Origin of the sequence: Halomonas nitroreducens (genome assembly GCF_003966155.1) — a bacterium.
Lineage (GTDB): Bacteria > Pseudomonadota > Gammaproteobacteria > Pseudomonadales > Halomonadaceae > Halomonas > Halomonas nitroreducens.
Genome location: NZ_RXNS01000007.1, coordinates 97,311 through 123,118, shown reverse-complemented (window position 1 = coordinate 123,118; position 25,808 = coordinate 97,311). Strand labels below are relative to the sequence as shown.

23 protein-coding genes are annotated in these 25,808 nt (G+C 69.9%); 2 read left to right on the top strand and 21 right to left on the bottom strand.

Going from position 1 to position 25,808, the window contains the following annotated elements:
• Window positions 1–12: 12 nt before the first annotated feature.
• From phnE (EKG36_RS09040) to phnD, 4 genes are all read right to left on the bottom strand, one after another.
• On the bottom strand, window positions 13–822 hold the full coding sequence (phnE, locus tag EKG36_RS09040; RefSeq protein ID WP_126483246.1) for a phosphonate ABC transporter, permease protein PhnE: 810 nt from the start codon (window positions 820–822) through the stop codon (window positions 13–15).
• Window positions 816–1,619: a phosphonate ABC transporter, permease protein PhnE gene (gene phnE, locus EKG36_RS09035; protein WP_126483244.1), complete on the bottom strand. Its 804-nt coding sequence runs from the start codon at window positions 1,617–1,619 to the stop codon at window positions 816–818. The genes phnE (EKG36_RS09040) and phnE (EKG36_RS09035) overlap by 7 nt, the downstream gene beginning before the upstream one ends.
• On the bottom strand, window positions 1,616–2,413 hold the full coding sequence (gene phnC, locus EKG36_RS09030) for a phosphonate ABC transporter ATP-binding protein (RefSeq protein WP_126483242.1): 798 nt from the start codon (window positions 2,411–2,413) through the stop codon (window positions 1,616–1,618). Before phnC ends, phnE (EKG36_RS09035) begins: the two co-directional genes overlap by 4 nt.
• An 85-nt stretch (window positions 2,414–2,498) precedes the next feature.
• A complete protein-coding gene (phnD, locus tag EKG36_RS09025) occupies window positions 2,499–3,491 on the bottom strand; it encodes a phosphate/phosphite/phosphonate ABC transporter substrate-binding protein (RefSeq protein ID WP_126483404.1) in 993 nt (330 codons plus the stop codon).
• A gap of 136 nt (window positions 3,492–3,627) precedes the next feature.
• Between phnD and EKG36_RS09020 the strand changes: the two genes are divergently transcribed.
• Window positions 3,628–4,218, top strand: a complete 591-nt coding sequence (locus EKG36_RS09020; RefSeq protein ID WP_246007473.1) for a histidine phosphatase family protein — start codon at window positions 3,628–3,630, stop codon at window positions 4,216–4,218.
• Window positions 4,219–4,266: 48 nt separating this feature from the next.
• Here EKG36_RS09020 and EKG36_RS09015 read toward each other — a convergent pair whose 3' ends face one another.
• Genes EKG36_RS09015 through EKG36_RS09005 form a run of 3 tightly spaced genes read right to left on the bottom strand, consistent with a single transcriptional unit; the run spans window position 4,267 to window position 6,566 of the window.
• Window positions 4,267–5,040 (bottom strand): EAL domain-containing protein, encoded by a 774-nt coding sequence (locus tag EKG36_RS09015; protein ID WP_246007472.1) that lies wholly within the window; start codon window positions 5,038–5,040, stop codon window positions 4,267–4,269.
• A 43-nt stretch (window positions 5,041–5,083) separates the two neighbouring features.
• Window positions 5,084–5,755, bottom strand: coding sequence for an OmpA/MotB family protein (locus EKG36_RS09010; RefSeq protein WP_126483240.1), 672 nt, complete (start codon window positions 5,753–5,755; stop codon window positions 5,084–5,086).
• Window positions 5,748–6,566, bottom strand: a complete 819-nt coding sequence (locus EKG36_RS09005) for a motility protein A (protein WP_126483238.1) — start codon at window positions 6,564–6,566, stop codon at window positions 5,748–5,750. The genes EKG36_RS09010 and EKG36_RS09005 overlap by 8 nt, the downstream gene beginning before the upstream one ends.
• A gap of 199 nt (window positions 6,567–6,765) precedes the next feature.
• On the opposite strand from EKG36_RS09005, the gene EKG36_RS09000 reads away from it, so the two are divergent.
• Window positions 6,766–7,953: an EAL and HDOD domain-containing protein gene (locus tag EKG36_RS09000; RefSeq protein ID WP_126483236.1), complete on the top strand. Its 1,188-nt coding sequence runs from the start codon at window positions 6,766–6,768 to the stop codon at window positions 7,951–7,953.
• Window positions 7,954–7,959: 6 nt separating this feature from the next.
• On the opposite strand, the gene EKG36_RS08995 is transcribed toward EKG36_RS09000, so the two are convergent.
• The 14 genes from EKG36_RS08995 to EKG36_RS08930 all read right to left on the bottom strand — a co-directional run bounded on the left by EKG36_RS08995 (window position 7,960) and on the right by EKG36_RS08930 (window position 25,767).
• Window positions 7,960–8,664, bottom strand: coding sequence for an RNA polymerase sigma factor FliA (locus EKG36_RS08995; protein WP_126483234.1), 705 nt, complete (start codon window positions 8,662–8,664; stop codon window positions 7,960–7,962).
• Window positions 8,665–8,691: 27 nt separating this feature from the next.
• Window positions 8,692–9,084: a flagellar protein FlhE gene (locus tag EKG36_RS08990; protein ID WP_126483232.1), complete on the bottom strand. Its 393-nt coding sequence runs from the start codon at window positions 9,082–9,084 to the stop codon at window positions 8,692–8,694.
• Window positions 9,081–9,557 carry a hypothetical protein gene (locus EKG36_RS08985; protein ID WP_126483230.1) on the bottom strand — a complete coding sequence of 159 codons (477 nt, stop codon included), beginning with the start codon at window positions 9,555–9,557 and terminating at the stop codon, window positions 9,081–9,083. The genes EKG36_RS08990 and EKG36_RS08985 overlap by 4 nt, the downstream gene beginning before the upstream one ends.
• Window positions 9,554–11,773 carry a flagellar biosynthesis GTPase FlhF gene (gene flhF, locus EKG36_RS08980; protein WP_126483228.1) on the bottom strand — a complete coding sequence of 740 codons (2,220 nt, stop codon included), beginning with the start codon at window positions 11,771–11,773 and terminating at the stop codon, window positions 9,554–9,556. The genes EKG36_RS08985 and flhF overlap by 4 nt, the downstream gene beginning before the upstream one ends.
• A 4-nt stretch (window positions 11,774–11,777) precedes the next feature.
• On the bottom strand, window positions 11,778–13,859 hold the full coding sequence (gene flhA, locus EKG36_RS08975; protein WP_126483226.1) for a flagellar biosynthesis protein FlhA: 2,082 nt from the start codon (window positions 13,857–13,859) through the stop codon (window positions 11,778–11,780).
• On the bottom strand, window positions 13,856–15,022 hold the full coding sequence (gene flhB / locus EKG36_RS08970; RefSeq protein WP_126483224.1) for a flagellar biosynthesis protein FlhB: 1,167 nt from the start codon (window positions 15,020–15,022) through the stop codon (window positions 13,856–13,858). The genes flhA and flhB overlap by 4 nt, the downstream gene beginning before the upstream one ends.
• A gap of 155 nt (window positions 15,023–15,177) precedes the next feature.
• On the bottom strand, window positions 15,178–15,864 hold the full coding sequence (gene cheZ / locus EKG36_RS08965; protein ID WP_425459583.1) for a protein phosphatase CheZ: 687 nt from the start codon (window positions 15,862–15,864) through the stop codon (window positions 15,178–15,180).
• 41 nt (window positions 15,865–15,905) lie between these two features.
• On the bottom strand, window positions 15,906–16,295 hold the full coding sequence (cheY, locus tag EKG36_RS08960) for a chemotaxis response regulator CheY (RefSeq protein WP_126483220.1): 390 nt from the start codon (window positions 16,293–16,295) through the stop codon (window positions 15,906–15,908).
• Between the two features lie 64 nt (window positions 16,296–16,359).
• On the bottom strand, window positions 16,360–18,048 hold the full coding sequence (locus EKG36_RS08955; RefSeq protein WP_126483218.1) for a methyl-accepting chemotaxis protein: 1,689 nt from the start codon (window positions 18,046–18,048) through the stop codon (window positions 16,360–16,362).
• Between the two features lie 27 nt (window positions 18,049–18,075).
• Complete coding sequence (locus EKG36_RS08950) at window positions 18,076–19,137, bottom strand: protein-glutamate methylesterase/protein-glutamine glutaminase (RefSeq protein ID WP_126483216.1); 1,062 nt, start codon at window positions 19,135–19,137, stop codon at window positions 18,076–18,078.
• A gap of 95 nt (window positions 19,138–19,232) precedes the next feature.
• Window positions 19,233–20,105: a CheR family methyltransferase gene (locus EKG36_RS08945; RefSeq protein ID WP_126483214.1), complete on the bottom strand. Its 873-nt coding sequence runs from the start codon at window positions 20,103–20,105 to the stop codon at window positions 19,233–19,235.
• Window position 20,106: 1 nt separating this feature from the next.
• Window positions 20,107–22,281, bottom strand: coding sequence for a methyl-accepting chemotaxis protein (locus tag EKG36_RS08940; protein ID WP_126483212.1), 2,175 nt, complete (start codon window positions 22,279–22,281; stop codon window positions 20,107–20,109).
• A gap of 87 nt (window positions 22,282–22,368) precedes the next feature.
• Window positions 22,369–24,096: a methyl-accepting chemotaxis protein gene (locus tag EKG36_RS20895; RefSeq protein WP_281274420.1), complete on the bottom strand. Its 1,728-nt coding sequence runs from the start codon at window positions 24,094–24,096 to the stop codon at window positions 22,369–22,371.
• Window positions 24,097–24,150: 54 nt separating this feature from the next.
• Window positions 24,151–25,767, bottom strand: a complete 1,617-nt coding sequence (locus tag EKG36_RS08930) for a methyl-accepting chemotaxis protein (protein WP_126483210.1) — start codon at window positions 25,765–25,767, stop codon at window positions 24,151–24,153.
• Window positions 25,768–25,808 lie beyond the last annotated feature (41 nt).

The following is a 25,808-nucleotide window of genomic DNA, read 5'->3' as shown; positions in this document are numbered from 1 at the left end:
CGGCTCGCCCTATCAGAGCACCTTGCCGCGCAACATGCCAGTGATCGCCTCGCCGATCAGCACCAGGGTGATGATGGCGATCAGGATGGTGGCCACGGTCGGCCAGGCGAAGGTGTCGATCGCCCCCTGCAGGATGACGCCGATACCGCCGGCGCCCACCAGGCCCAGCACCGTGGACTCGCGGATATTGATGTCCCAGCGCAGGATGACGATGGCGAAGAAGGCCGGCATCACCTGGGGCACCACGGCATAGGCGATCACCTTGAGCTTGGAAGCACCGGTGGCCTGCATGGCCTCCACCGGCCGGCGGTCGATCTCCTCGATCGCCTCGCCCATCAGCTTGCCGATGAAGCCGATGGAGCGGCACATGATGGCCAGGATTCCCGCCAGTACGCCGGGGCCGAAGATGGCCACGAACAGCAAGGCCCAGATGATGGTGTTCACCGAACGGCTCGCGACCAGGATGAAGCGACCGAGCCACAGGCAGGCCCGGTTGGGTGTGGTGTTCTGGGCGGCGATGTAGGCGACCGGCAGGGCCACCAGCACCGTCAGCATGGTCGCCAGGGTGGCAATATGCACCGTCTCCAGCATCGCCGAGAGGATCTCGCCGAGGCGGCTGGGGTCGGGCGGCCACATCCGCCCGCCCAGGGAGCTGATCTGGTTGGGCGCATCCCACACCCAGGGCCAGAAGATGTCGATATCCTGCACCGCCCAGACCACCACCATCAGCGTCGCCAGCAGCACGCCATAGCGGATCAGGCGTTCGCGGCGGTCGTAGCGGCGCCAGACCCGCGCCGCCAGGGCCTCGTCCTGCTCTACCATATCCGCTTCCTCACCCAGCCACTGACGCCCTCGCTGACCAGGATCACCGCGATGATCACCAGCAGGATCGCGAAGGCAAAGGCGTAGTCATAGCGCCCGAAGGCATTCATCAGGGTCCCGCCGATGCCACCGGCGCCGACGATGCCGACCACCGCCGAGGCCCGCAGGTTGCTGTCGAGCTGGTACATCGACAACCCCACCTGGCGGGGCAGCACCTGCGGGAAGACGGCATACACCAGGGTCACCAGGAAGCCGCCCCCGGCGGCGCGGATGGCCTCCACCTGGCCCCAGTCGATCTCCTCGATCTCCTCGGCGAGCAGCTTGCCGACGAAGCCGATGGAGTAGAGGGTCAGGGTCAGCACCCCCGCCAGCGGCCCGAAGCCCACCGCCGCGACGAACAGGATGGCCACGATCACCGGATGGAAGCTGCGCGAGACGATGATCACCGCGCGCCCCAGCAGGTACACCGGCATCGGCGAGATATTGCGCGCCGCCATCACCGCGAAGGGTACCGACAGCATGACGCCGAGCAGGGTCGCCAGCACGGCGATCTGCAGGCTCTCCTTGAAACCGGTGAGCAGCAGGTCGTAGCGCTCGAAGCTGGGCGGGAAGCCGCCGCCGAAGATGCGCCCGGCACGGGGCAGGCCCTCGCCGATGCGCTCCCAGTTGAAGGGCAGGCTGCCGAAGGCCCAGACCAGATAGGCCACGAGCCCCATCAGCAGGCCGTAGCGCAGCAGGGGGTTGGCGATGAACGGCGGCTTGCGCCAGGTTCGCGCGGCGCGCTCGGGGCGCGTCATGACTCCTCCCCCGAGGCGATGCCGGCCGGCGCGGCGGTGAGCTCGTCGTCAGGGGCCTCGATGCCCCCGTAGATGGCCTCCAGGGCCGCCTTGTCGAACTCGGCGGGCACCCCGTCGAAGATCATCGTGCCGTGGCGCAGGCCGACGATGCGCTCGGTGTAGGCCTTGGCCTGGGCCACGTTGTGGATATTGATCAGCACCGGCAGCGACAGCTCGCTGGCCAGGCTCTGCAGCAGCATCATGATCTGCTCCGAGGTGCGCGGGTCCAGCGAGGCGGTGGGCTCGTCGGCGAGCAGCACCTCCGGCTCCTGCATCAGCGCCCGCACCACGCCGACCCGCTGGCGCTCGCCGCCCGAGAGTTCATCGGCCCGCTTGTTGGCATAGTGGGCGATGCCGACACGCTCCATCAGGGCGAAGGCGCGGTCGATATCCTCGGCGGGAAAGCGCCGCGTGACCGCCTGGAAGAGGCTGACGTAGCCGAGCCGACCGGCCAGGACGTTCTCCATCACGGTCAGTCGGTCGATCAGGTTGAAGCCCTGGAAGACCATGCCGATCTTGCGCCGCGCCCGTCGCAACGCCGCGCCCCGCAGCGCGACCAGCTCGGTGCCGTTGAGGCGGATCGAGCCCGAACTCGGCTCCACCAGGCGGTTGATGCAACGCAACATGGTGCTCTTGCCGGCCCCCGAGGCCCCGACGATGGCCACCACGCTGTTGTCCTCCACGACCAGGTCGAGCCCCTTGAGCACGGGCTCGTCCTGGCCGTATCGCTTGATCAGGTTGGCGATCTCGAGCATGAGCGCATCCAGGCGGCGAAAGGAACGCCGAGACAGCCGCCACGCGGGCGGCCACCGCGGCACGGCGACACGCGAAGTGCCGCGACTAGAGGTTCTCGGGGGTGTATTCGACCCCGTTGGCCTTCTGGATGGTGCGGATGACCTTCCACTGGTCCTGGTAGTTGATGGGGATGAACTTCTCGACGCCCTCGAACTCTTCCCCCAGCTCGGTGCCGGCGAACTCGAAGGAGAAGAAGGCTTCCTCGATCTTGTCGACCAGGTCGGGATGCAGGTTGTGGGCGTAGGTGTAGGAGGTGGTCGGGAAGCTGTCGGACTCGTAGAGCAGCTTGACGTCATCGGGGTCGTAGAGGCCCCGGGCCGCCATGCGCTCGACCACTTCCGAGGCCACCGGGGCCGCGTCGTAGTCCTGAGCCACCACCCCCAGCATCGACTGGTCGTGGCTGCCGGAGTAGACCACCTCGTAGTCCTCGCCGGGCACGATGCCAAGCTCCGGGAACAGCGCCCGCGGCGCCTGGTTGCCGGAGTTGGAGGTCGGCGAGGTATGCGCCACGCGCTTGCCCTCGAGGTCCTCGATGTCGTCGATACCCGAGTCCACATGGGTATAGAGCTGCAGGGTATAGCCGAAGCGGCCATCGTCGGCGCCCATCAGGGCGAAGGGCACGGCACCGGCCAGGTTGACGGCGAAGGGCGTCGGACCGGTGGAGAAGCCGGCGATATGCAGGCGGCCGCTGCGCATGGCCTCGACCTGGGCCGAGTTCGACTGCACGGCGAAGAAGCGCACGTCGCGACCGGTCACCTCCTCGAGGTGCTCGATGAAGGGCGCCCAGATATCGGAATAGATCGCCGGGTCTTCCACCGGGGTGTAGGCGAAGATCAGGGTATCCGGATCGGCCCACTGCGACTCGTCGGCCGGCCGGTCGGCGACCAGGTCGCCATTCTCGTCGCAGTAGATATCGGCGAGCTGGCCCCGCTCGCAGTCGTCCTGCGCCTGCACCTGGACGGCGAACAGCAGGGACAGGGGCAGCAGCGCAAGCGCGGCCAGTGCCCCGCGGGGGGCGCTTCCGGTGAGTCGGGTCATCATGGCGTGCCTCTCTTTATGTTGTTGTTGCGTTCCATCATGCTGCAAGGCGGCCGATGAGCGTCCCCCGGATGCGACGGGGGCGGACATGCCGCATGGAAAAACTGTCGACCACTTCGGGAAAGAAGACAAGCCGATGACTAACGACGCTGTCAACGCGCCCACACGGCGGGGCAACCGCTACCTGCTGATGCGCCATGGCCACAGCGAGGCCAACGCCCGGGGCATCATCATCAGCACGCCGAAAAGGGGGCTGGCGAGCTTCGGGCTGTCCCCCCGGGGAGAGGACCAGCTCGCGGCCCTGCTGGCCGAGTGGCCGGCCCCTGCCCCGACCCGCCTGCTGCACTCGGATTTCCTGCGCACCCGGGACACCGCCGAGCGCGTGGCGAGCCATTTCGGGCTCCATCCCCAGGCCGAGCCGCGCCTGCGGGAGCGCCACTTCGGGGGCCTGGAGGGCCAGCCCGATACGCGCTACGGCGAGGTCTGGGCCCGGGATGCGCGGGACCCCGCCCATCGGCTGCATGGCGTGGAGAGTGTCGAACGGGTCGCGGTGCGCATGCGCGCGGTGATCGACGCCCTCGAGGCCCGCTGCCGGGGCGAGACCATCCTGCTGGTCAGCCACGGCGACCCGCTGCAGATCCTGCTCACCAGTCTTGCGGGCCGGCCGCTGAGCGAGCACCGGGACCGCCCGCCCCTGGCGCCGGCGAGCCTCACCGTACTGGGCTGACCCCGTGCGGTTGAGGGCCGCTGCGCTGTGGCCGCGAGCGCCGGTCGCTCACAGGGCACTGCGCAGCGCGGCCAGGTGGGGCCCGAGGTCCGCGCCCAGGGACTCCACCAGGGGACGAGCATGGAAATAGCCCTGCTGGCGGGTGATGCCCAGCCTCGCCAGCCACAGGGCCTCGTCGCGAGTCTCCACTCCCTCGGCGATCAGCAGGATGCCCAGCTCATCGACCAGCCCCTTGACCGCCCGCAGCAGCGCCTGGCGACGCTGGTCGTCGTGGCAGCCCATGATCAGCTCGCGGTCGACCTTGAGACGGTCGGGATGCAGGTCGGTCAGCAGGTCCAGGTTGGCATAGCCGTTGCCGAAGTCGTCCAGGGCGGTGGTGAAGCCCATGTCGCGATAGGCCTCGATGATGCCGCGCAGGTGATGACGGTCCTGCACGCGCTCGGTCTCGGTGATCTCGAAGACGATGCGCTCGACGGGCCAGCCGACCCGGCGGGATACCGCCAGGGTCGCCTGGATGCAGGCCTCGGGCTCGTAGACGGCATTGGGCAGGAAGTTGATCGACAGGTTCTCGCGCATCCCGAGCTCGCTTGCCAGCTCGATGGCCCTGACCCGGCAGGCCTGGTCGAAGCGATAGAGCAGGTCGTCGGTGACCCGGGCCAGGATGCTGCCGGCCGACTCCCCGCCGGGACCGCGCACCAGTGCCTCGAAGGTGGTGGTGCGAGCCAGGGCCACGTCGACGATGGGCTGGAAGGCCATGGTGAAGTCGAACGGCAGCGGCGCGTCACAGCGCCCACAGTGTCCGGCATGGTGTGCACAAGGCATCGTGACGCTCCTGGGCTACGGATGGCCTCCGCCATCTCCGGGTTCATCCCTGGTCGGGACCTTGTCGTAACAACAGCTCGACCCGCCGGTTGGCGGCCCGACCCTCGGGGCTGTCATTGCCGGCCAGCGGCTGGGTGTCGGCATAGCCGATGGCCCGCAGCCGCCCGCGGGGCACGCCGGCCTCGGCGAGATAGCGGACCACGGCGCTGGCCCGCCCCGTGGACAGCTCCCAGTTCGACGGGAAGCGCGAGGTGGCGATGGGCAGGCTGTCAGTATGGCCCTCCACGGAGATATGCCCCGTGAAGTCGCCGAGCCGCTCTGCCAGTCGCCCCAGTACCTGGCGTCCATCGCCGGTCAGGTTGGCACGACCGCTGGAGAACAGCAGGCGGTCCTCGATGCGCAGGGTCACCCCGCTGTCGTTCGCTTCGACGCTGACACCCTCGATCTGCAACCCCTGGAAGCGCGGCTGGAGCCCCTGGTGACGCGGCTGCAGCCCCTCGACCAGCCGCAGGGCGGCCTGCCTGGCCGACGGCGAGATCTGGCGAGCGGCGTCCGCCCCGTCCGCCGGCAGGCCGTAGCTGGCCATGGACAGCAACAGCACGAAGAGGGTGATGAGCAGGGTCAGCACGTCCAGGTAGCTCATCAGCCAGCCCTCGCCGTCACCCTCCGCCTGGCCGAGGGGCACCAGCGCCTGCCGGGTATCCCGGTCAAGCATGCTGGCCGGCCTCATCCGCGTCCCGGGGTGGCGGCATGTCGGGGTCGCGGATCTCGTCATGGTAGTTGGCGACGAAGGAGTTCAGGGTCTCCTCGATAAAGGACGGCAGGCGACGCTTGGTGATCAGCGAGATGCCCTCGAGCACCATGTTCATGGCAATCAGCCGCTCCTCGGTGCGCCGCTCGAGCTTCACGGCGATGGGCTTGAACACCAGGTTGGCCAGCAGGATGCCGTAGAAGGTGGTCAGCAGGGCCACCGCCATGCGCGGGCCGATCACGTTCAGGTCGCCGGCCTCCATCACCTCCAGCATGTTCACCAGTCCCACCAGGGTGCCGATCATGCCGAAGGCCGGCGCATAGGTGGCCATGGTGCGGAAGATCTGCGCCTCGGCATGCTCGCGGGCCTTGAGGCGGGCAATGCGCCAGCGCAGCAGGTCGAAGATCTCGTCCTCCTTGGTGTTGGCGATGACCAACTGGATCCCGGTGCGCAGGAAAGGATTGCGGGTCTGTTCCAGGGCCGCTTCCACGGCACGCACGTCCCCCTTGAACCACAGCCGCGACATATCGACCAGTTCCTTGATGTCGTCGCGGGTGTAGGTGTTTTCGCGGCGGAAGACCAGGCCCACCAGGCGTACCACCCGCACTACCTCCTTGAGGGGATAGCTGATGAAGGTGGCAGCCAGGGTGCCGGCGAGAACGATGGCCAGCCCCGGCAGGTTGACGAAGCTCTGTGGCGACTCGGCGGTGAACAGCAGCACGCTGGCCAGCAGCACGATGCTCGCGAGTATCCCGATCAGGGTCGATGGGTTCATTCCCGGCTCCCGGATGATGGTGTAACTGGACTCATGGGAGCCTCTATCGGCAGGCTCCCGGCAAACTTGAAGGTCGGCGAACGCCCCGTCATATCAGCGGACAGCCATATGGCGGAATGCTAGGCTTGCCCCACAAGGCCGGCCGGGGACCGCACGAGCGCTCCACTGAGCCGGCCACACCTCGCAGGGAGCCATCACCATGCCCGGCCACGACACCACCGAGCGTCTCGCCATCGCGCTGCAGCCCATCCACGACACCGCCTACCGGCATGTCGCGGACCGGCTCGTGTATTCTCGCCCGCCGACGGCGGGCGACGACCCCGTCAGCCGCACGGCACAGGCGCTGAGCGCCGCCGTCTATGAACTGGACGAGGGACAGCGGCTCGGGGCGCGCCCCCTGTTCATCGACCTGCCCGCCGAATGGCTGGTCCGCCAGGACCTGCTGCCCACACCGGCCGACCGGCTGGTCATCGGCCTGGCGGCGGGCCTCGTCCCCACCCCGGAGCTGGTCGATGCCCTGGAGAACCTTCGCGAGCGGGGCTACCGCATCGCCGCCCCCGCCAGCGACTGCGACCTGACGGGGTTCGCCGACATCGTCCGGCTGCCGGCCAAGGCCCTGGTCGACGCGCAGGCGGTGGCCGTCTGGCAGGCCCGGGGCAAGCGGCTGCTGGTCGAGGACATCCAGACCCAGGAGCAGCTCGAGCATGCCCGGGCCCAGGGGGTCGACTACGTCAATGGCCACTACCTGTCCGACCCGCGCTTCCTCGCCTCGCGCCCCTCGGTGCGTCACGGCAACCGAGCCGCGCTGTTGCGGCTGATCAACGAGCTCTATCGGGAGGATGCCGACCTGCAGCGGCTTTTCGAGCTGATCCTGCAGATGCCCCAGCTGCATGTGGCGATCCTGCGGCGCGCCAACTCCAGCCACTTCGCCCACGGCGCCCAGCACTCCGAGCTCAAGCGGGCCATGCAGGTGATCGGCCTGAACGAGCTGCGCAAGCTGGTGATGACTCTGTCGCTGGCCAACGAGATGCCCTCGTCGCGGCTTATGCTGCGCCTGGCCCTGACCCGGGCCTTCATGTGCCAGGCCCTGGCCGCACCGTTTCGCAACATCGACCCCGAGGATGCCTTCACCACCGGGCTGTTCTCGATGATGGGCGCCCTGCTCGACCTGGACCAGGCGAGCCTGCTCGCCGAGCTGCCCCTGGAGGACGCGCTGCGCAGAGCCCTCACCCGGCGGGAAGGGCATCTGGGCGCCCTGCTGGCGCTCAGCGAGGAGCATGAACGGGCCCTCGCGACGGCATCGTCGCAGACGCCCCCGACCGACCGGCTCCAGGCCTGCTATCTGGAGGCCCTGGACCGGACCGATGCCCTGATGAGCCGCCTCTGACATCGCTCAGGCAGACGCCAGGCGGGCGCGCAGCCGGCTGACCGCCTGGCTGTGCAGCTGGCAGACCCGTGACTCGGTGACGCCCAGCACGGCGCCGATCTCCTTGAGGTTGAGTTCCTCCTGGTAGTAGAGCGCCATCAGCAGCTTCTCGCGTTCGGGCAGTGCCTCGATGGCGGCCACCAGCCGGCCGCGCTGCTCCTCGTCGACCAGCCGCGAGAACGGCGTCTCGGCCGGGGCATCCTCCAGCAGGCGCCCCTCGCCCCCCTCGGCCATCAGCTCCTCGAAGGGCAGCAGCTGCCCGCTGTTGGTGTCGCTGAGCAGGCGGCGGTAGGTGGCGATATCCATGTCCAGGGCCGCGGCAATCTCCGGCTCCTCCGCCGGCCGGCCCAGTTCCTGCTCCAGGCGCCGCGCGGCCTCGTCAGCGGCGCGGGCATTGCGCCGCACGCTGCGCGGCAGCCAGTCGCGGCTGCGCAGCTCGTCCAGCATGGCGCCGCGGATGCGCTGGCTGGCGAAGGTCGCGAAGCTGGCCCCCTGGGTGGCATCGAAGCGCCCCAGGGCCTCGAGCAGCCCCACGGTACCCGCCTGGATCAGGTCATCCAGCTCGATGCTGGCCGGCAGCCGGACCTGCAGGGCCAGCGCCTGGCGACGCACCAGTGGCAGATACTCCGCCAGCCGCTCGCCTTGTTCGATCTTGCCTTGTGCTGTGTACATGCTTCATGCCTCGCGGCTCATCGGGCCTCACCGATAGTTCACGATCACCTGCAGCCCCTTCACGGTCACCGGGCCTTGGCCCGGTAGCCGCTCGAAGTGAAAGCGCAATGCCTCTCCGGCCGCCATTCCCGCCAGCGCCTGGCTCGTGCCGCGCCCGCCCGCCAGCCGGACGCAGCCCCGGGGATGGCAGAGCCGGGCCCCCACCCGCTCCCCGGGCGGCACCCGGAAGCGCCAGCGCACCTCGGCGATCCGCCGCTCCGCCGTCATGCCGGCCGGCGGGGCGAGCACCTCGCTCGCCGCCTCGCGTCCGACCATGGCGACCCGCACGGCGGGCGCGTCGGCCACCCAGCTGCCGGCGGCCAGGGCCGGCTCGCCGAGCCCGGCCGCCAGGAGCAGCAGAGCCGCCCAGTGCCGGCTCATGGGGCCATCACCAGCAGCTCGATATCCAGATAGGCCCTGGCCGCCTGCTGGAGGTTGTCCAGCAGGCCGCGCCGGGCCAGGCCCGGCGGATGCACGGCGAGCAGGCGCCGCGGTCCCCGGGCCGCCGCCAGCCGGCGCAGCACGCCGAAGGCCCGGCGGAAGGCCTCGGCATCGCCCTCGACCCACAGCGCCCAGCGCTGCTGCTGGTCGGCGAGCAGCGCCAGGTGAGGACTGGCAACATCCAGGGGCACCACCTTCCAGGCCGCCGGATCGCCCACCCAGCGGCGCCCCTGGTCCGCCCAGTGCGCCAGCAGGTCCGTCACCCGCCGGGCCTGGCGCGGCGAGGTCCCGGGCAGACCCACCACCACCAGGGTGGTCAGGGTGGCGGGCGCGGCCTGCGGGGTCGCCGGCGCAGGCCCCTTCGCCTGCTCCGCCCAGCGACGCAGCCCGGCTGCCTGGTCCGCGGCACTCACCGCACGCCCTCCAGGCCCGCCGCCCCCACCTGGCGAAGGGCATCCCGGGCCACGAACAGGTACAGCAGGGCCTCCAGCAGGAGGCCCTCACGGCGACCGCGGCGGGCTCCGCGCAGCGCGAGCAGGTCCTGGCGCAGCTCGGCGGCCTCGTCCCCCTCGGCCAGGTCCAGATGGCTGGCCGCGGCGGCGAGCCCCGCCGCCAGCAGCTGGCGGATCTCGCGATCGGTCTCGCCGGGCAGCAGCTCGGCCAGGCGCTCCCAGGCACGACGCACCAGGCGCGGCAACGCCTCGCCCTGTAGCTGGACGCACAGCAGCGGCAGGGCGTCCTCCTCCGCGGCGACCGGGGTCACCCAGTAGCGCCGGCCCAGGGACCGTCCGGTCTCCGGGTCATGCAGGGTGGCGCACCAGGCCGTCAGCCGTGCGCTGCCGGCCTCGCCCCGTCGGCCCGCCGGCGCGGCGGCGACGGCCAGGCGGGCGAAACGCGCCCGCACCGCCTGGCCGCGGAAACGGCAGGCCTGTTCGCCCACCGGATCGGCGAGGTCGACCAGCGCCGACAGCGAGCGCCGTTGGCCCTCGTGCGTCACCCGCTGGCCGGGCCGGACCTGGCTGACCCAGGGCGCCCCGGCCGCGTCCAGCCATGTCCAGGCGTCGGCATCCGGCATCGCGGGCAGCAGATGGACGCCGGCGCCCCGGGCCTCGCCGGCCTGAGCCAGGCGTGCCGGCCAGCCAGCGGGCTGGCGCTGCTGGAGATCGGGCAGCACCAGCCAGCCGCCTCCCGCGTCCAGCCCCAGGTCGGGCATGGCCCAGTCCGCCCCGGGTAGTACGCGACGCGGCGCCCACAGCATGGCCACCCGCGCGAGGGCTTCCGGTGGCTCGGCCAGCAAGCAGGCGAGCTCCTCTTCCTGCAGGGCGACCGGCAACGCCGCCAGGTCCCACGCCGCCTCCAGGGTGGCAAAGCCGGACAGTCGCCGACGCAGCGCCTCGAGCCCACGTCCCAGCCGGCGTCCCTGCCCCAGCAGGTCGCCGGCCCAGGACGAGGTCGCCGGCATGGCGGGGGCCGCCGGTGCAACGCCGTCGGCCCGGGGCAGGCGAGCCGCCAGGGCCCGGCACGCCAGGTCGCGGGCGGAGGCCGCCGCCAGGTCCTCGGGGACCTGCTGGCCGGTGGAGACGAACATCAGTCGCAGGCCATGACGGATCACCGCCTCCAGGGCAGGGGCCAGCTGGCCGGCCTCGTCCTGCTTGGTGAGCAGGCACTCATCGAGGGCGACGCCGGTGGCCCGGGCTGCCTGGCGATAGCGAGTGATCACCTCGTGCAGGGTGCCCGGCTGGCTCGCGGCATTGAGCACCAGCAACATACGCACCGGCACGGTGCCGCCCTGCAGCTGTGCGGCCTGGGCGATGACCCGCTGGTCACGCTGGCTGGTGCCCACGGTGTCGATGATCACGAAACGGCGGCCCGCGAGCTGGCCCAGCAGCTCGTCGAGGGACTGCTCCGGTGCCAGGGCATGCAGGGGAATCCCCAGCAGCTCGGCATAGATGCGCAGCTGCTCATGGGCGCCAACCCGGAAGCCGTCGGTGGTGACCAGGGCGACCCGCTCGGCGCCGTGGCGCTGGACGAAGCGCGCCGCCAGCTTGGCGGTGGTGGTGGTCTTGCCCACGCCGGTGGGACCGACCAGGGCCAGGATGCCGGGGGTCGCGAAGAACCCGGCCTCATCCTCCAGCACCGGCAGGCGGGCGGCCAGGCGGCGCTCGAGCCAGGCCAGGAGCGGGGCCTCGTCGACCTCACCGGCCATTTCGGTGGGCCGCTCCTGGCGCAGCTCCTCGGCCAGCGACTGGCCGAAGCCGGCCTCGCCGAGGAGGCGGTCGAGCACGGGTGTCGGCGGCGACGACGGGCGAGCCGGCTCACGGGACAGCAGCGCGCGCATGTCCTGCATCTCGCTCAGCAATCGCTCGCTCATGGCCTGCCAGTCGCTCGCTTGGTCGCCGGACGCGAGGGGCGCCGGGTCGGCCCTTGGCACGCCCGCCGGGGGCTCGGCAGGCGCCTCGGGGGCGGACGCCGTCGCCATGGCCTCGACGGCGCCATCGGCCATGGCCAGGATCTCCACGCCCGCCTCGGTGTTGCGGTTGGCCAGGATCAGGGCCTCGTCGCCCAGGGCCGCACGCACCTGGCGCATCGCCTCGCGGCTGGTCTCGCCCACGAATCGCATGACGCTCATCGACTCACTGTCCTCCGATCAGGGTGGTGACCCTCAGGGTCCGGTCGTCGGGAATCTCGGCCTGGGACATCACCACCAGGTGGCGCAGGCGCCGGCGCAGGAAGCGCGCCAGCACCGGCCGCAGGGCATGCTGCACCACCAGCACCGGCGGCTCGCCGCTGGCCTCGTGGCGTTGCACGGCCTGCTCGGCCTGCTGCATCAGCGTGTCCGCCAGCCCCGGCTCCAGGGCGCCGCTGCCGTTCATGGCTTGGGACAGCACCTGCTCGAGCTGGGCATCCAGGCCGATGACGTTGAGGGTCTCGTGGCCGGCGAACCACTGCTGGGTGATGGCGCGGCCGAGCGCCAGGCGCACCGCGGCGGTCAGCTCGCCGGGGTCCTGCTGCTGGGGCGCATGCTCGGCCAGGGCATCGAGGATGGTCCGCAGGTCGCGGATCGAGACCTCCTCCTCGAGCAGGGCCTGCAGGATGCGCTGCAGCACGGTCAGCGAGATGGCCTTGGGCACCACCTCCTCGACCAGGCCCTTCTGCTCCTCGCCCAGCTTGTCGAGCAGCTTCTGCACCTCCTGGCGACCGAGCATCTCGGCGGCATGGCGATGCAGCAGGTGGTTGAGATGGGTGGCCACCACGGTGCTGGCATCGACCACGGTGTAGCCGTAGACCTGGGCGTGCTCGCGCTGCTGGGTATCGATCCACACCGCGGGCAGGCCGAAGGCCGGGTCCTGGGTGGGGGTGCCCTGGAGCTCGCCGGAGACCTGGCCCGGGTCGATGGCCAGCCAGCGACCGGGGAAGGCCTCGGCACGGCCGATCTCGGCGCCCTTGAGGCTCAGGGTGTAGGCGTTGGGCGAGAGTTCCAGGTTGTCGCGGATATGCACCACCGGCGGCAGGAAGCCGACCTCCTGGGCGAACTTCTTGCGCACGCTCTTGATGCGACCCAGCAGCTCGCCCTGCTGCTGGGCATCGACCATGGGGATCAGCCGGTGGCCGACCTCCAGGCCCAGGGTGTCGACCAGCTGGACATCCTCCCAGCTGGCCTCGGGGGCCTCCGGCGCCGGCGGTGGCGCGGCGCGGGTCTCCTCCTCGACCAGCTGGCGCTCCTTCTGGCGCATCAGCCACCAGGCCAGTCCACCGAGCAGGGCGGTGAAGATCAGGAACACCAGGTTGGGCATGCCCGGCACCAGGCCCAGCAGGCCCATGACGCCGGCCGCCAGCACCATCACCTGGGGATTGACGAACAGCTGGCTGATCATCTGCTGGCCGACGTCCTGGTCCGTGGTGACCCGGGACACGGTGACGCCGGCGGCGGTGGAGATCACCAGGGCGGGGATCTGCGCCACCAGGCCGTCGCCGATGGTCAGCAGCACATAGGTACGGGCGGCACTGCCGAAGCTCATGTCGTGCTGCAGCATGCCGATCAGCAGGCCACCGATGATGTTGACCACCATGATCACCAGCCCGGCCATGGCATCGCCGCGCACGAACTTGCTTGCACCGTCCATGGAGCCGTAGAAGTCGGCCTCCTGGGAGACGTCGGCGCGGCGCGTCCGGGCCTCGTCCTCGCCGATCAGGCCGGCGTTGAGGTCGGCGTCGATGGCCATCTGCTTGCCCGGCATGGCATCGAGCATGAAGCGCGCCCCCACCTCGGCGATGCGCCCGGCGCCCTTGGTGATGACCATGAAGTTGATGATCACCAGGATCATGAAGACCACCAGGCCCACGGCGAAGTTGCCGCCTACCAGGAACTGGCCGAACGCCTCGATGACCTTGCCGGCGGCGTCGCCGCCCTGGTGCCCCTCCATCAGCACCACCCGCGTGGAGGCCACGTTCAGCGACAGCCGCAGCAGGGTCGTGAACAGCAGCACCGCCGGGAAGGCGGCGAAGTCCAGGGGCTTCTGGGTGAACATGCTCACCAGCAACACCATCACCGCAAGGGCGATGTTGAAGGTGAACAGCAGGTCCAGGGCGAAGGGTGGCAGCGGCAGGATCATCATCGACAGGATCATGATGATCAACAGCGGCCCGGCCAGCACCTTCATGGGCACGTCGGCCATCCAGTTGCGTCGCGGCAGGTAGTGGCTCAGGGCCTTCATGCGCGGGCCTCGTCAGTGTCGGCATCATCGCCCGGGGCCGCCATGGCCGCCGGGATCGGCAGGTTCTCGGGGGTCGGCGGGGCCTCGCCGCCCGCCTCGGCGACCCGTTTCAGGCCGAAGGCCCAGGCCAGCACCTCCGCCACTGCGGTGTAGAGGTCGGCGGGGATCTCGGCCTCCAGGTCCACGTGGTGGTACAGCGAGCGCGCCAGCGGTGGCGCCTCCAGCCGCGGCACTCCCGCCTCGTCGGCGACCTCGCGGATCCGCGCCGCCACGGCGTCGGCGCCCTTGGCCACCAGCCGGGGGGCGGCCATGCCGGCCTGGTCGTAGCGCAGCGCCACGGCGTAGTGGGTCGGGTTGGTGATGATCACGTCGGCGTCGGGCACCTGGCTCATCATGCGCCCCCGGGCCATGGCCTGCTGCTGCTGGCGGATACGCCCCTTGACCTGGGGGTCGCCCTCGGACTCCTTGTGCTCACGCTTCACCTCGTCCTTGGACATGCGCATCTTCTTGGCATGGCTCCAGAGCTGGTAGGGCACGTCGATCAGGATCACCACCAGCAGGGTCAGCACCATCAGGCCGCTGGCCTCGGCGGCCATCCCCATGGCCTTGGCCAGGGCCTGCTGGATGGGCTGGCTCATCAGCGCCATGAAGTCGCCGCGATGCAGGTAGAGGTAGGCCATCCCCACGCTGCCCACCAGCACCGCCTTGGCGATGGCCTTGGCCAGCTCCACCAGGGCCTGGGTGCCGAACAGCCGCTTGAGCCCCTTGAAGGGATTGAGCTTGCCCAGCTGCGGCTTGAGCGACTTGGCCGAGATCAGCCAGCCGCCCAGCAGGGCCGGCGCCACCAGGGCGATCACGGTCAGCAGCAGGAACAGCGGCAGCAGGCTGATCAGCGTCTTGCGCCCCAGTGCCAGGGCCTGGACCAGCATCGGGGTCGTCTCCATGGCCTGGCGGCGCTCGAACAGGAAGGCCTGCTCCATCACCGCGCCGAGCTGGTCGTAGAGCATGCCGCCCATGGTGGCGAGCCCGCCCACGCCACCCAGCAGCAGCAGGAAGGTGGCAAGCTCCCGGGAACGGGCCACCTGCCCCTCTTCCCGGGCCTTCTCCAGGCGTCGGGGCGTCGCCTCTTCGGTCTTTTCGTCGTCGCTGGTTTCGTCAGCCATGGCCAGTTACCGGGCACTCGTGCGCACCCTGGCCATTATCCGGGGAGGAGGGAAGGAGCGTTCACGCGAAAAGGGCCGATTTTCGTGGGCTTATCCACGCGTCTCGGCCTTCTCGCATGACGCTGTCGGGGGTGGGGGAAGGAGATAGCGGCCGACTAGAACCCTAGTTGATCCAGGAGATCGTCAACCTGGTCCTGGTCGGCCACCACGTCGTCGGCCTCGGGCTTCACCTGCGGGCCGTTGAGCAGGCCGTCCTCGCGGCGCCGCGCGTCGTTCTCGCGCTGGCCGTCGGCGCGACGCTGCATGTCCTCCCGGGCTTCGCCCTGTGGCACGCTGTCGATCAGCACCTGGACCAGCTGGTGCTCGATCTCCCGGATCACGTCCATCATCTTCTTGATCACCTGGCCGGTCAGGTCCTGGAAGTCCTGGGCCATCATGATCTCGAGCAGCTCCTTGTTGGTGGCCTGGGTCGCCTCGGGCACCTCGGCCAGGTAGCTGCGGGTGTCCTGGACCAGCTCCCGGGCCTCGTCGAGCTCCTTGGGCTCGGCAAACCACTCCGCCCAGCGCGCATCCAGCGCCACGGCTCGCTGGTTCAGGTCGTCCTGCAGGGGCTGGGCGCGGTCGATGGCGTTCAGCGCGCGCTCCGCCGCCTGCTCGGTCATGGTCGCCACATAGCTCAGGCGGTCCCGGGCATCGGGAATCGCATCCGCCGCCCGCTCGATCTCCTTGTCCAGCCCCAGCTCGCGCATGCTGTCGCGCAGCATGCGGGTCAGGTGCCCGATGCGCTGGACCAGCTCATCTCCACTCGCCTGGTGATCGTCAGGCTGCGTCTCGGTGATCATCATCGCGTCTCCTGTCGCCGGGCACGACGCCCGACAGGGTGTCACATGCCCAGCTTCTCGAAGATCTTGTTGAGCTTCTCTTCCAGGGTCGCCGAGGTGAAGGGCTTGACCACGTAGCCGCTGGCCCCCGCCTGGGCCGCCGCGATGATGTTTTCCTTCTTGGCTTCCGCCGTGACCATCAGCACCGGCAGGTCCTTGAGGCCGTCGTCGGCGCGAATCTGCTTGAGCATCTCCAGGCCGTCGAGGTTGGGCATGTTCCAGTCCGAGACCACGAACTCGAAGCCGCCGCCCTTGAGCTTGTTCAGCGCATCCTGGCCATCCTCGGCCTCCTCGACGTTGGTGAAGCCGAGCTCCTTGAGCAGGCTGCGCACGATCCGCCGCATGGTGGGAAAGTCATCCACCACCAGGATGCTCATGTTCTTGTCCGCCATCGGATATCCTCTTCTGTCATGTCGTGGCAAGGGGTCGGCCGGCGACGGGGTCGCCGGCGTATCATCAGAATTCTTCCCAGTCGTCCTCGGCGGCGGCCGTGGCCTCCGCCGGTCGGGGCCGGGATACCGGGGACCGGGCAGGAGCCGGCCGGCTCGGCTCGGCAGCCGGTTCGGCGGGCAGCGCCGCCGGGGCGGCATTGGCGAGATGGAAGACCGCCACGGCCCGCTCGAGCCGGGTGGCCTGGTCCTCGAGCTCCGCCGCCGCGGAGGAAGCCTGCTGGACCAGCACGGCATTCTGCTGGGTCACCTGGTCCATCTGCCCGACGGCCTGGCTGACCTGCTCGATGCCGTCGCTCTGCTCCTGGGAGGCCGCCGAGATCTCGTCCATGATGTCGGTCACCCGGCGCACCGCGTTCACCACCTCCTGCATGGTCGCCCCGGCCTGCTCGACCAGTGCCGAGCCCTCCTGGACCTGGCTTACCGAGCCCTCGATCAACGCCTTGATCTCCTTGGCCGCCGAGGCCGACCGGCTGGCCAGGTTGCGTACCTCACCGGCCACCACCGCGAAGCCACGCCCTTGCTCGCCGGCCCGAGCCGCCTCCACCGAGGCGTTGAGGGCGAGGATGTTGGTCTGGAAGGCGATGGAATCGATCACCCCGGTGATGTCGGCAACCTTCTGGGAGCTGCCGGCGATGCCGTGCATGGTCGTCACCACCTGCTGGACCACCTCGCCCCCGCGCTCGGCGGTCTGGGTCGCCTCCTGGGCCAGGCCGTTGGCCTGGCGAGCGTTGTCGGCGTTCTGGCGCACGGTGGCGGTAATCTGCTCCATGCTGGAAGCGGTCTCCTCCAGGGAGGCGGCCTGCTGCTCGGTGCGCGACGACAGGTCGGCGTTGCCGCCGGAGATGTCCCGGGCACGGCTGTGGATGGCCCCGCTGCCCTGACGCACGTCGTCGACGATGCCGACCAGGCTCTGCTGCATGTCGCGCATGGCGGCGAACAGCTGGCCGATCTCGTTGCGGCTGAGCACCTGGATCTCCCCGGAGAGGTCGGCCTCGGCGATACGCTCGAGGTCGCTCACCGCCTCGCGCAGCGGCAGCACCAGCATCCTGCGCAGCCCCAGGTAGATCAGCAGCATCATGACCGTCGCCAGGACCAGGATGCCGAGCCCGACCCAGGTGAAGCGCTCCTTCATCGCCGCGTAGTCGGCCATCATGGCGTCACCCTGGACGTCGGCGAAGCGGACGAACTCGGTCAGCGCCGCCTCGAGGGCCGCCTTGGGCTCGGCCATGCGCTGGCGCAGCTGGGCGAAGCCCTGGGTATCCACCCTGTCCAGGGTCGCATGGCCCTCGCGCACCAGGGCCAGCATCTCGGCGAAGGCCGTCTCGACGGCCTCGACCATGGCCTCACTCTCGCCACTCGGCGGCACGGCGGCGAAGCTGTCGAAGCGCGCCTCGGCCCGCTCGATCTGGTCCAGCGCGGCAGTCAGGCTCTGGTCGGCCTGGCTGGTGCGCCCCATCAGGAAATGCCCGGAGGCCGCCTGCAGGTCGACCAGCGCCCCGGTCAGCAGGGAGTCGGCTCGGTTGATCTCGTTGAGCTGGGCGACATTCACCCGGTCCAGGGTCACCAGGGTGTCGCTGGCCGAACGGCTGGCCATCCAGCCCAGGCTCGCCACCACCCCCAGGAAGACCAGGAAACAGAGCAGGACGCCATTGACGGCCTGGCTGATGCGGATATTGCGGAGGAGCGTGAGCATCGCGATGGTTCCTTTACCGATGAATTCTCAGACCCGCTGCGCGCGGCCGGAGGCCGCGACCAGCGTGAGCAGGCGGGGCGCCACCTCGTCCAGGGCGACTACCTCGCAGGCCGCGCCCAGGGCGATGGCCTCCCTCGGCATGCCGAAGACCACGCAGCTGGCCTCGTCCTGGGCCAGGGTGTGGGCGCCCGCCTGGCGCATCTCCAGCAGGCCGGCGGCGCCGTCCTTGCCCATGCCGGTGAGCAGCACGCCGAGGGCGTTGCGCCCCGCCTCGGTGGCCGCCGAATGGAAGAGCACGTCCACCGAGGGGCGATGACGGTTGACGGGCGGGCCGTCGTCCAGCCGCACCACATAGTTGGCCCCGCTGCGAGCCAGCTTGAGATGGGCGTCGCCGGGGGCGATATAGGCATGCCCCGGCAGGATCCGCTCGCCGTCCCGGGCCTCCTTGACGGAGATCCGGCACAACCGGTCGAGGCGCTCGGCGAAGGAGCGCGTGAAGCCACCGGGCATGTGCTGGGTGATCAGGATCGCCGGGCTGTTGGGCGGCAGCGGCTCGAGCACGCTGCGGATGGCCTCGGTGCCGCCGGTGGAGGCGCCGATGATGATCAGCTTCTCGCTGGAGACCAGGGGGGCGCTGAGGGTCCTGGGCACCGGCGCATCCTGGCGCCGGGCACGCCGGGGACGTGAGAGAGCCGCAGCGCGCAGCTTGTCGGTGATCTCCTCGGCATAGGCCTGCATGCCGCTGCGGATGCCCAGCGACGGCTTGGCCACGAAGTCCAGGGCGCCGAGCTCCAGGGCCCGCAGGGTGATCTCGGAGCCGGCCTGGGTCAGCGACGAGACCATCAGCACCGGCATGGGGCGCAGCCGCATCAGGCGCTCCAGGAAGTCGAGGCCATCCATGCGCGGCATCTCGACGTCCAGGGTCAGGACATCGGGATTGTGCTGCTTGATCAGGTCCCGGGCGGCGATGGGGTCGGGCGCCACGGCCACGACCTCCATGTCGGGCTGGCTATTGATGATCTCGGTCAGCAGGTCGCGTATCAGCGCCGAGTCATCGACGCACAGCACCTTGATCCTGGGTGCACTCAAGGGGCATCTCCTTTACACGGGGACGGGCGACAGGGTTCCCCATCGCCGGCCATGAAGGGGGTATCGGCCGATCGCCGCGTGACTTTAACGCCGCGTCAGCGATGGGGGGGGCGGACGTAGACGGTCTGGCCGCGCAGCCGGAAGGCGTCGGTGGTATAGGAAAAGTTCTCGGAGTGCCCGGCGAACAGCAGGCCGTCGGGCTTGAGCAGGGGCGCGAAGCGCTCGAGGATCCGCGCCTGGGTGGTCTTGTCGAAGTAGATCATCACGTTGCGGCAGAAGATCGCATCGAAGGGCCCCTTGATCGACCAGGCGGGCGCCAGCAGGTTGAGCGGCTGGAAGTCGACCATCGCCTTGAGCTCCGGCCGCACCCGGGCCAGGCCCTCGTGGCGCCCGCGGCCCCGCTGGAAGAAGCGGCGGGTCCGCGCCTCGTCGAGCTTGTGGATCTGTTCCATGGAATAGATCCCGGCCCGGGCCTTGGCCAGGGCATCGGTATCGATGTCGGTGGCCACCACCGCGCCGTCGCCGCGGCGGTCCCCCAGGGCCTCGCTCAGCGTCATGGCGATGGAGTAGGGTTCCTCGCCGGTGGAGGCGGCCGCACTCCAGACGCGCACCGGGCCATGCCGCTCGCGGATATGCTCGGCGAGCAGCGGGAAGTGGTGCGCCTCGCGGAAGAAGGCGGTGAGGTTGGTGGTCAGGGCATTGGTGAAGGCCTCCCACTCCTTCGCCTCGGGCTGGCGCTCGAGCCGCGCCAGGTAGTCCGAGAACCGCCTCAGGCCGTGATGGCGCAGCCGCTTCGCCAGCCGGCTGTAGACCATCTCGCGCTTGTGTTCGGCCAGCACGATGCCGGCCCGCTGATAGATCAGCTGGCGGATCCGGGTGAAATCGCTATCGGTCAGCTCGAGGTCGCGATCGAGCTGACCGCCGCTCGCCCAGGCTCCGGTCTCTGTGGCCGGCAGGTCTCGTGTCACCTCAGAACTCCTCCCATTCCTCGACGTCCGATGCCGGCGTCCTGGCCAGCTGGCGCCCGGCCGTGACCGGACCCTGGCCGTTGCGCGCCTCGTCCCGGCCGCCGGCCGGCAGCGGCGGGTGGGCCTGCCCTGCGGCCAGCGGCGGGGCCTGCTCGTGGCCGGCGCCGCGCAGGCGGAAGGCCGCCACGGCTTCCGCCAGGGTCTTGGCCTGGGCATCGAGCTCGGTGGCGGCCCGGGCCGAGGCCTGCACCCGCGCCGCGTTCTGCTGGGTGACCTGGTCCATCTCCACCACGGCCTGGTTGATCTGGCCGATGCCGTTGCTCTGCTCCTCGGAAGCGGCGGTGATCTCGCCCATGATGTCGTTGACCCGGGTCGAGGCCGCCACCACCTCCTCCAGGGAGCTCTCGGCACGACGCACCAGGGCGGCCCCGCCATCGATCTGCCGGGACGAGCCATCGATCAGGGCCTTGATCTCCTGGGCGGCGGCGGCGGAACGTCCGGCCAGGTTGCGCACCTCACCGGCCACCACCGCGAAGCCACGGCCCTGCTCGCCGGCGCGGGCCGCCTCCACCGAGGCGTTGAGCGCCAGGATGTTGGTCTGGAAGGCGATGGAGTCGATGACGTCGATGATCTCGGTCATCTTCCTCGAGCCGTTGGTGATCTCGCCCATGGTGGACACCAGCTGCTGCATCAGCTCGCCGGTTTCCTGGGTGCGCGAGGCATTCTCCGAGGCCAGGCCGCTGGCCTGGCGGGCGTTGTCGGAGTTGTGATGCACCGTGGTGGTCATCTCCTCCATGCTGGAGGCGGTCTGCTGCAGGGAAGCGGCCTGCTGCTCGGTGCGCGAGGCCAGCTCGTCGTTGCCGGTGGCGATGTCCCGGGCGGCCGGCGCCACCCGGCCCACCCCGTCGTTGACGTCGCCGACGATGCTGCCGAGGCTCTTGCGCATCATGTCCAGGGCGGCCACCAGGCGGCCGGTCTCGTCGTTGCGGTGCGCGGGCATGCTGGCGGCCAGGTTGCCGGCGGCGATCTGCAGGGTGAACTGCATCGACGACCGCAGCGGCCGGGTCAGGGCGCGGATGGTCAGGGCCCCCAGCAGGATCAGCAGCAGCAGCCCGGCGCCCAGCAGCGCGACCTGGAGGAGCAGCATCCGCTGCTGGTCGACCTCGGCCTGCTCGGCCAGGGCACTGGCGCTGGCCTGCTTGTCGGCCACCAGCTCGTTGATCGTGCCGGCGAGCTCGACCCCCTTGGGCCGCAGCACCTCGTTGAAGGCGACATACGCCTGGTAGTAGTCGCCGTTGTCGATGGTCTCCACCGCGGCCTCGAGGCCCCCCTCGATGTACACGGCCAGCCCCTCGCCGAACGCCTGGACGCTGGCGGTACGATTGGCGTCACCCCCGGCGAACGCCTGCCAGGCCGCCTCGAGTCGGGTGACCAGTTGGCCGACATCGGCCTTGAGGGCGTCCACATCCGCCGACATGGGGTTGCTGACCGGCTCGGCGAGCCGATCACGGCCCAGGGTCATCAGCTGCTCGATGCGCTGCAGGCGCGCCACGTCCTCGAGGCCATCCTGGGTAATGGCCTGGATCCGCTCTCCGGCGACCTTCTGGCCATACAGCCCCAGGCCGCCACTGGCAAGCAGCAGCAGCGCCGCGACGCCGATCATGGTGGTCAGGCGGGCGCGCATGCTGCCGAGGTTGAGCCGGCGCAGGCGCGCCAGTGCGCCGCGGCGGCGAAGCTTGCCGCGCTCCAGGGTCAGGTGCTTGCCGCGGCCCTCGCGGATCAGTGCATAGTCGCGTTCGGCGCCCTCGATCGCCTCGCGGTCCGCCTTGGTGCGCATGGAGGCGTAGCCCACCACCTCGCCGTCCTCGACGATCGGCGAGACGCTGGCCATCACCCAGTAGTGGTCGCCGTTCTTGCGCCGGTTCTTGACCAGGCCCTGCCAGTGCTCGCCGGCCTGCAGGGTGTCCCACAGGTTCTGGAAGGCCGCCGGCGGCATGTCGGGGTGGCGAATCAGGTTGTGCGGCGCCCCGAGCAGCTCGTCGCGGCTGAAGCCGCTCACCTCGACGAAGGCGGGGTTGGCATAGGTGATGCGCCCCTTGAGGTCGGTGCGCGAGATCAGGAAATCCTCGTCCCCGAGCTCGTATTCGCGCTGGGTGACGGGTTGGTTGTTGCGCATGCGGTCTTCTCCCTGCTGCAGCGGCTGGTCGCGGCCCGTTCGTGTTGTGGTGGTTGGCGGCGGTCGTCAGGTTCCGGTATCCCCGTGCTAGAAGGACTCCCACTCCTCGTCCTGGCCGTGGTCCCGCGTGCCTCGCCGATCGCCGTTCTCACGGCCGGCCGGCATCAGCGCGGGCATCCAGCGCGCCAGGTCGCTGTCGTCCGGTGCCGTCTCGCTCGACGGCGGCAAGCTCGCCTGGGCCTCGCCGTCCCGCAGCCGGAAGCGCCGGGTGGCGTCGCGCAGGCGTCCCGCCTCGGCCTCGAGCTGGGTGGCGGCACTGGCGGCCTGCTGGACGAGCTCGGCGTTCTGCTGGGTCACCTGATCCATCTGGGTGATGGCCTCGTTGACCTGGGAGATGCCGTTGCTCTGCTCGGTGGAGGCGGCGGCGATCTCGTCCATGATGTCGCTGACCCGCTGGACCGCCTGGACGATCTCCTCCATGGTGCGGCCGGCCTGGTCGACGCTGGCGGTGCCGGCATCGACCTGGCTCACCGAGGCTTCGATCAGGGCGCGGATCTCGCTGGAGGCATCGGCGCTGCGACTGGCCAGGCTGCGCACCTCCTGGGCCACCACGGCAAAGCCGCGCCCGTGCTCGCCGGCCCGGGCCGCCTCCACCGAGGCATTCAGCGCCAGGATATTGGTCTGGAAGGCGATGGCGTCGATAGTGCCGATGATCTCCGCCACCTGGCGGGAGCTCCGGCTGATCTCGTGCATGGTCGTGACCACCTCGCCGACCACCTCGCCGCCCTCCCGGGCGGTGCGCGACGCCTCGGCGGCCAGCTGGCTGGCCTGCTGGGCGTTGTCGGCGTTCTGCCCCACGGTGGAGGACAGCTCCTCCATGCTGGAGGCGGTCTCCTCCAGGGAGGCGGCCTGCTGCTCGGTACGCGAGGAGAGGTCGTTGTTGCCGCTGGCGATGCTCTGGGAGCCCTGGTAGATGGATTCGCCGCTGGCACGCACGCTGCCCACCGTCTCGGCGAGGCCGTGCTGCATCTGCTCAAGCGAGCCATAGAGCCGACCGATCTCGTTGTTGCCGAGGCGCGGAATCTGCTGGGAGAGATCGCCCTGTTCCATGCGCTCGAAGTAGCCGACCAGCCGCGCCAGGGGACGGATGACGTTGACCGTCACGCCCCACAGCACCGCGGCGATAGTCAACGCCGCGATCCCCAGGGCGGCGATCATCAGCACCTCGAGCAGGCCGACCTTGTCGAAGAAACCGCTGTAGAGGGCCCGGCCGTTCTGCTCGGCGGCGACGAAGAAGGTCACGGCATCGTCGTAGAAACGCTGGGTGAGTCGCTCCACGTCGCCGTGCAGGTTCGAGAAGGCCTCGGCACTGCCCTCCGCCAGGGCCTGCTGCTGGGGGCGCAGGCCCTCGTTCATCAGCGCCGTGAAGCTCTCCTCGACCGCCGCGATGCGTGGCTGCTGCCCCTCCTGCCGCGGCAGGGCCAGGAAGTCCTGGAAGATCGCCTCGATCGCGTCGAAGGACTCGGTCAGCGCCGCGGCCTCGGCCTTCACCGCTTGCCGCTCGTCGGGCCAGACGGCCTGCGCCAGGCGCGCATGGAGGTTGCGCATTTCCATCTGGGCGAACAGCATCTGCGAGTTGGCCCGGTTCAGCGTGGACGCCTGGTCGACGTTGACCTCATTGAGGGTGCGCAGCGAGTCCTCGCTGTAGCGCACGGTATAGAGCCCGAGACCGCTGAGCACCAGGACCAGGGCGGCGAAGACCGCGAGGACCAGGCTCCAGCTGACCCTGACGGTCATGTTGTCGAGAAGCTTCACACGATTCTCCTGTCGTCGGGCGGCCCCTGGCCGCCCCGGTGATCGAATGGCCGCTCAGGCCTCGGCCGGCTCGCGGGTCCCGGCCTGCTGCCCCGCGGGCAGGGCCTTCGGCGCCGACTCGTCGGCGGCGAGGGCGACGCGGAAATGCGCCACCCGCTCGCGCAGGTGCTGGGCGCGGGCCACCAGGCGCCGGGAGGCGGCGGTATTGCCCTCCACCAGGCCGGCATTCTGCTGGGTCATGCGATCCATCTCGGTGACGGCCACGCCGACCTGCTCGATGCCCTGGCTCTGCTCCCGGGTGGCGGTGGAGATCTCGTCCACCAGGCTGGTGAGCTGGCGGATGTCGCCCGCCATGCCGGCGATGATCTCGTCGGTCTCCTTGACCTTGCGGGTACCCTCGACCACCTTGCCGTCGGAGCGCTCGATCAACGCCTTGATCTCCTGGGTCGCCGTGGCCGAGCGACTGGCCAGGTTGCGCACCTCCTCGGCCACCACGGCGAAGCCCCGGCCATGCTCGCCGGCCCGGGCCGCCTCCACCGAGGCATTGAGCGCCAGGATGTTGGTCTGGAAGGCGATGGCGTCGATGGTGTCGACGATGGTGTTCATCTGGGTGGCGCTGTCGTTGATCTCGGTGATCGCCACCACCACGTCCTCCATGGCGGCGCGGCCACGGGCAGCATTCGAGGAGGTATCGCCGGCCAGCTCCCGGGCCTGCTCGGCGTGCTCGGCGTTGTGGCGCACCGTGGTGGTCAGCTCCTCCATGCTGGAGGCGGTCTCGGCCAGGGCCGAGGCCTGCTGTTCTGTGCGCGTGGCCAGCTCGTCGTTGCCGGCACCGAGTTCCTCCACCTCGCCGTTCACCGCCCGGCTGTCGCGATGGATATCGCCGATGGTGGTGGCCAGGGCACGGCGCATGCGCTCGATATCGAACAGCAGGCTGGTGGTGTCGCCGTCACGCAGGTGCACCTCCCGGGTGAGGTCGCCGTCGGCGACAGTGCGTACCGCCTCCGCGGCATAGCGCGGGTCGCCGCCCAGGGCGCGGGTCACGCCGCGGATCACCATCACCATCAGCAGGCTCACCGGCACGCCGATGACCAGCAGGGCCAGCAACGTGCCCGTCAGCGAGGCGATGAAGGCAGCATTGATGTCGTCGATGTAGACGCCGGTGCCGACGGTCCAGCCCCAGGGAACGAAGCGCTCGTGGTAGGAGGACTTCGGCGACGGCTCGCTGCCCTCCTCGTGGGGCCAGAGGTAGTCGACATAGCCGTCGTCCTGGGCGACGTCCTCGGCGAACTCGCGGAACAGGTAGCGATCCTCGACGTTCTGGAAGTCGCCGACGTCGGTGCCCACCGGCAGGCGGGGATGGCTGAGCAGGGCGAAGTCGTCGTTGAAGATATAGAAATAGCCGCGCCCCTCGTCGTAGCGCATGCCCTTGACCAGGGCCGCAGCCTGCGCCTGGGCCGTCTCGCGATCGATCTCGCCGGCCGCGACGCGCTCGGCCTGGCCCTCGATGGTGGACATCGCCAGGTCGATGTAGACCTCGAGCGCCGCCCGCCGCTCGTCGAGCATGGTCTGGCGGTTCTCCCAGGCGCCCCAGGCCACCATCAGCACCATGGCCAGCCAGATGAGTCCGAGTGATCCCCACAGCTTTTGCGTTGTTGTCAGTTGCCGCATTCTTCAGTTCCCTCGCAGGTCATTGGGTCGTGGCTCGGGCG

Bases quoted from the DNA above. Each gene is read 5' to 3' on its own strand.
- phnE (WP_126483246.1), bottom strand. From the start codon at position 822: ATGGTAGAGCAGGACGAGGCCCTGGCGGCGCGGGTCTGGCGCCGCTAC.
- phnE (WP_126483244.1), bottom strand. From the start codon at position 1,619: ATGACGCGCCCCGAGCGCGCCGCGCGAACCTGGCGCAAGCCGCCGTTC.
- phnC (WP_126483242.1), bottom strand. From the start codon at position 2,413: ATGCTCGAGATCGCCAACCTGATCAAGCGATACGGCCAGGACGAGCCC.
- phnD (WP_126483404.1), bottom strand. From the start codon at position 3,491: ATGACCCGACTCACCGGAAGCGCCCCCCGCGGGGCACTGGCCGCGCTT.
- EKG36_RS09020 (WP_246007473.1), top strand. From the start codon at position 3,628: ATGACTAACGACGCTGTCAACGCGCCCACACGGCGGGGCAACCGCTAC.
- EKG36_RS09015 (WP_246007472.1), bottom strand. From the start codon at position 5,040: ATGCCTTGTGCACACCATGCCGGACACTGTGGGCGCTGTGACGCGCCG.
- EKG36_RS09010 (WP_126483240.1), bottom strand. From the start codon at position 5,755: ATGCTTGACCGGGATACCCGGCAGGCGCTGGTGCCCCTCGGCCAGGCG.
- EKG36_RS09005 (WP_126483238.1), bottom strand. From the start codon at position 6,566: ATGAACCCATCGACCCTGATCGGGATACTCGCGAGCATCGTGCTGCTG.
- EKG36_RS09000 (WP_126483236.1), top strand. From the start codon at position 6,766: ATGCCCGGCCACGACACCACCGAGCGTCTCGCCATCGCGCTGCAGCCC.
- EKG36_RS08995 (WP_126483234.1), bottom strand. From the start codon at position 8,664: ATGTACACAGCACAAGGCAAGATCGAACAAGGCGAGCGGCTGGCGGAG.
- EKG36_RS08990 (WP_126483232.1), bottom strand. From the start codon at position 9,084: ATGAGCCGGCACTGGGCGGCTCTGCTGCTCCTGGCGGCCGGGCTCGGC.
- flhF (WP_126483228.1), bottom strand. From the start codon at position 11,773: ATGAGCGTCATGCGATTCGTGGGCGAGACCAGCCGCGAGGCGATGCGC.
- flhA (WP_126483226.1), bottom strand. From the start codon at position 13,859: ATGAAGGCCCTGAGCCACTACCTGCCGCGACGCAACTGGATGGCCGAC.
- flhB (WP_126483224.1), bottom strand. From the start codon at position 15,022: ATGGCTGACGAAACCAGCGACGACGAAAAGACCGAAGAGGCGACGCCC.
- cheZ (WP_425459583.1), bottom strand. From the start codon at position 15,864: ATGATCACCGAGACGCAGCCTGACGATCACCAGGCGAGTGGAGATGAG.
- cheY (WP_126483220.1), bottom strand. From the start codon at position 16,295: ATGGCGGACAAGAACATGAGCATCCTGGTGGTGGATGACTTTCCCACC.
- EKG36_RS08955 (WP_126483218.1), bottom strand. From the start codon at position 18,048: ATGCTCACGCTCCTCCGCAATATCCGCATCAGCCAGGCCGTCAATGGC.
- EKG36_RS08940 (WP_126483212.1), bottom strand. From the start codon at position 22,281: ATGCGCAACAACCAACCCGTCACCCAGCGCGAATACGAGCTCGGGGAC.
- EKG36_RS08930 (WP_126483210.1), bottom strand. From the start codon at position 25,767: ATGCGGCAACTGACAACAACGCAAAAGCTGTGGGGATCACTCGGACTC.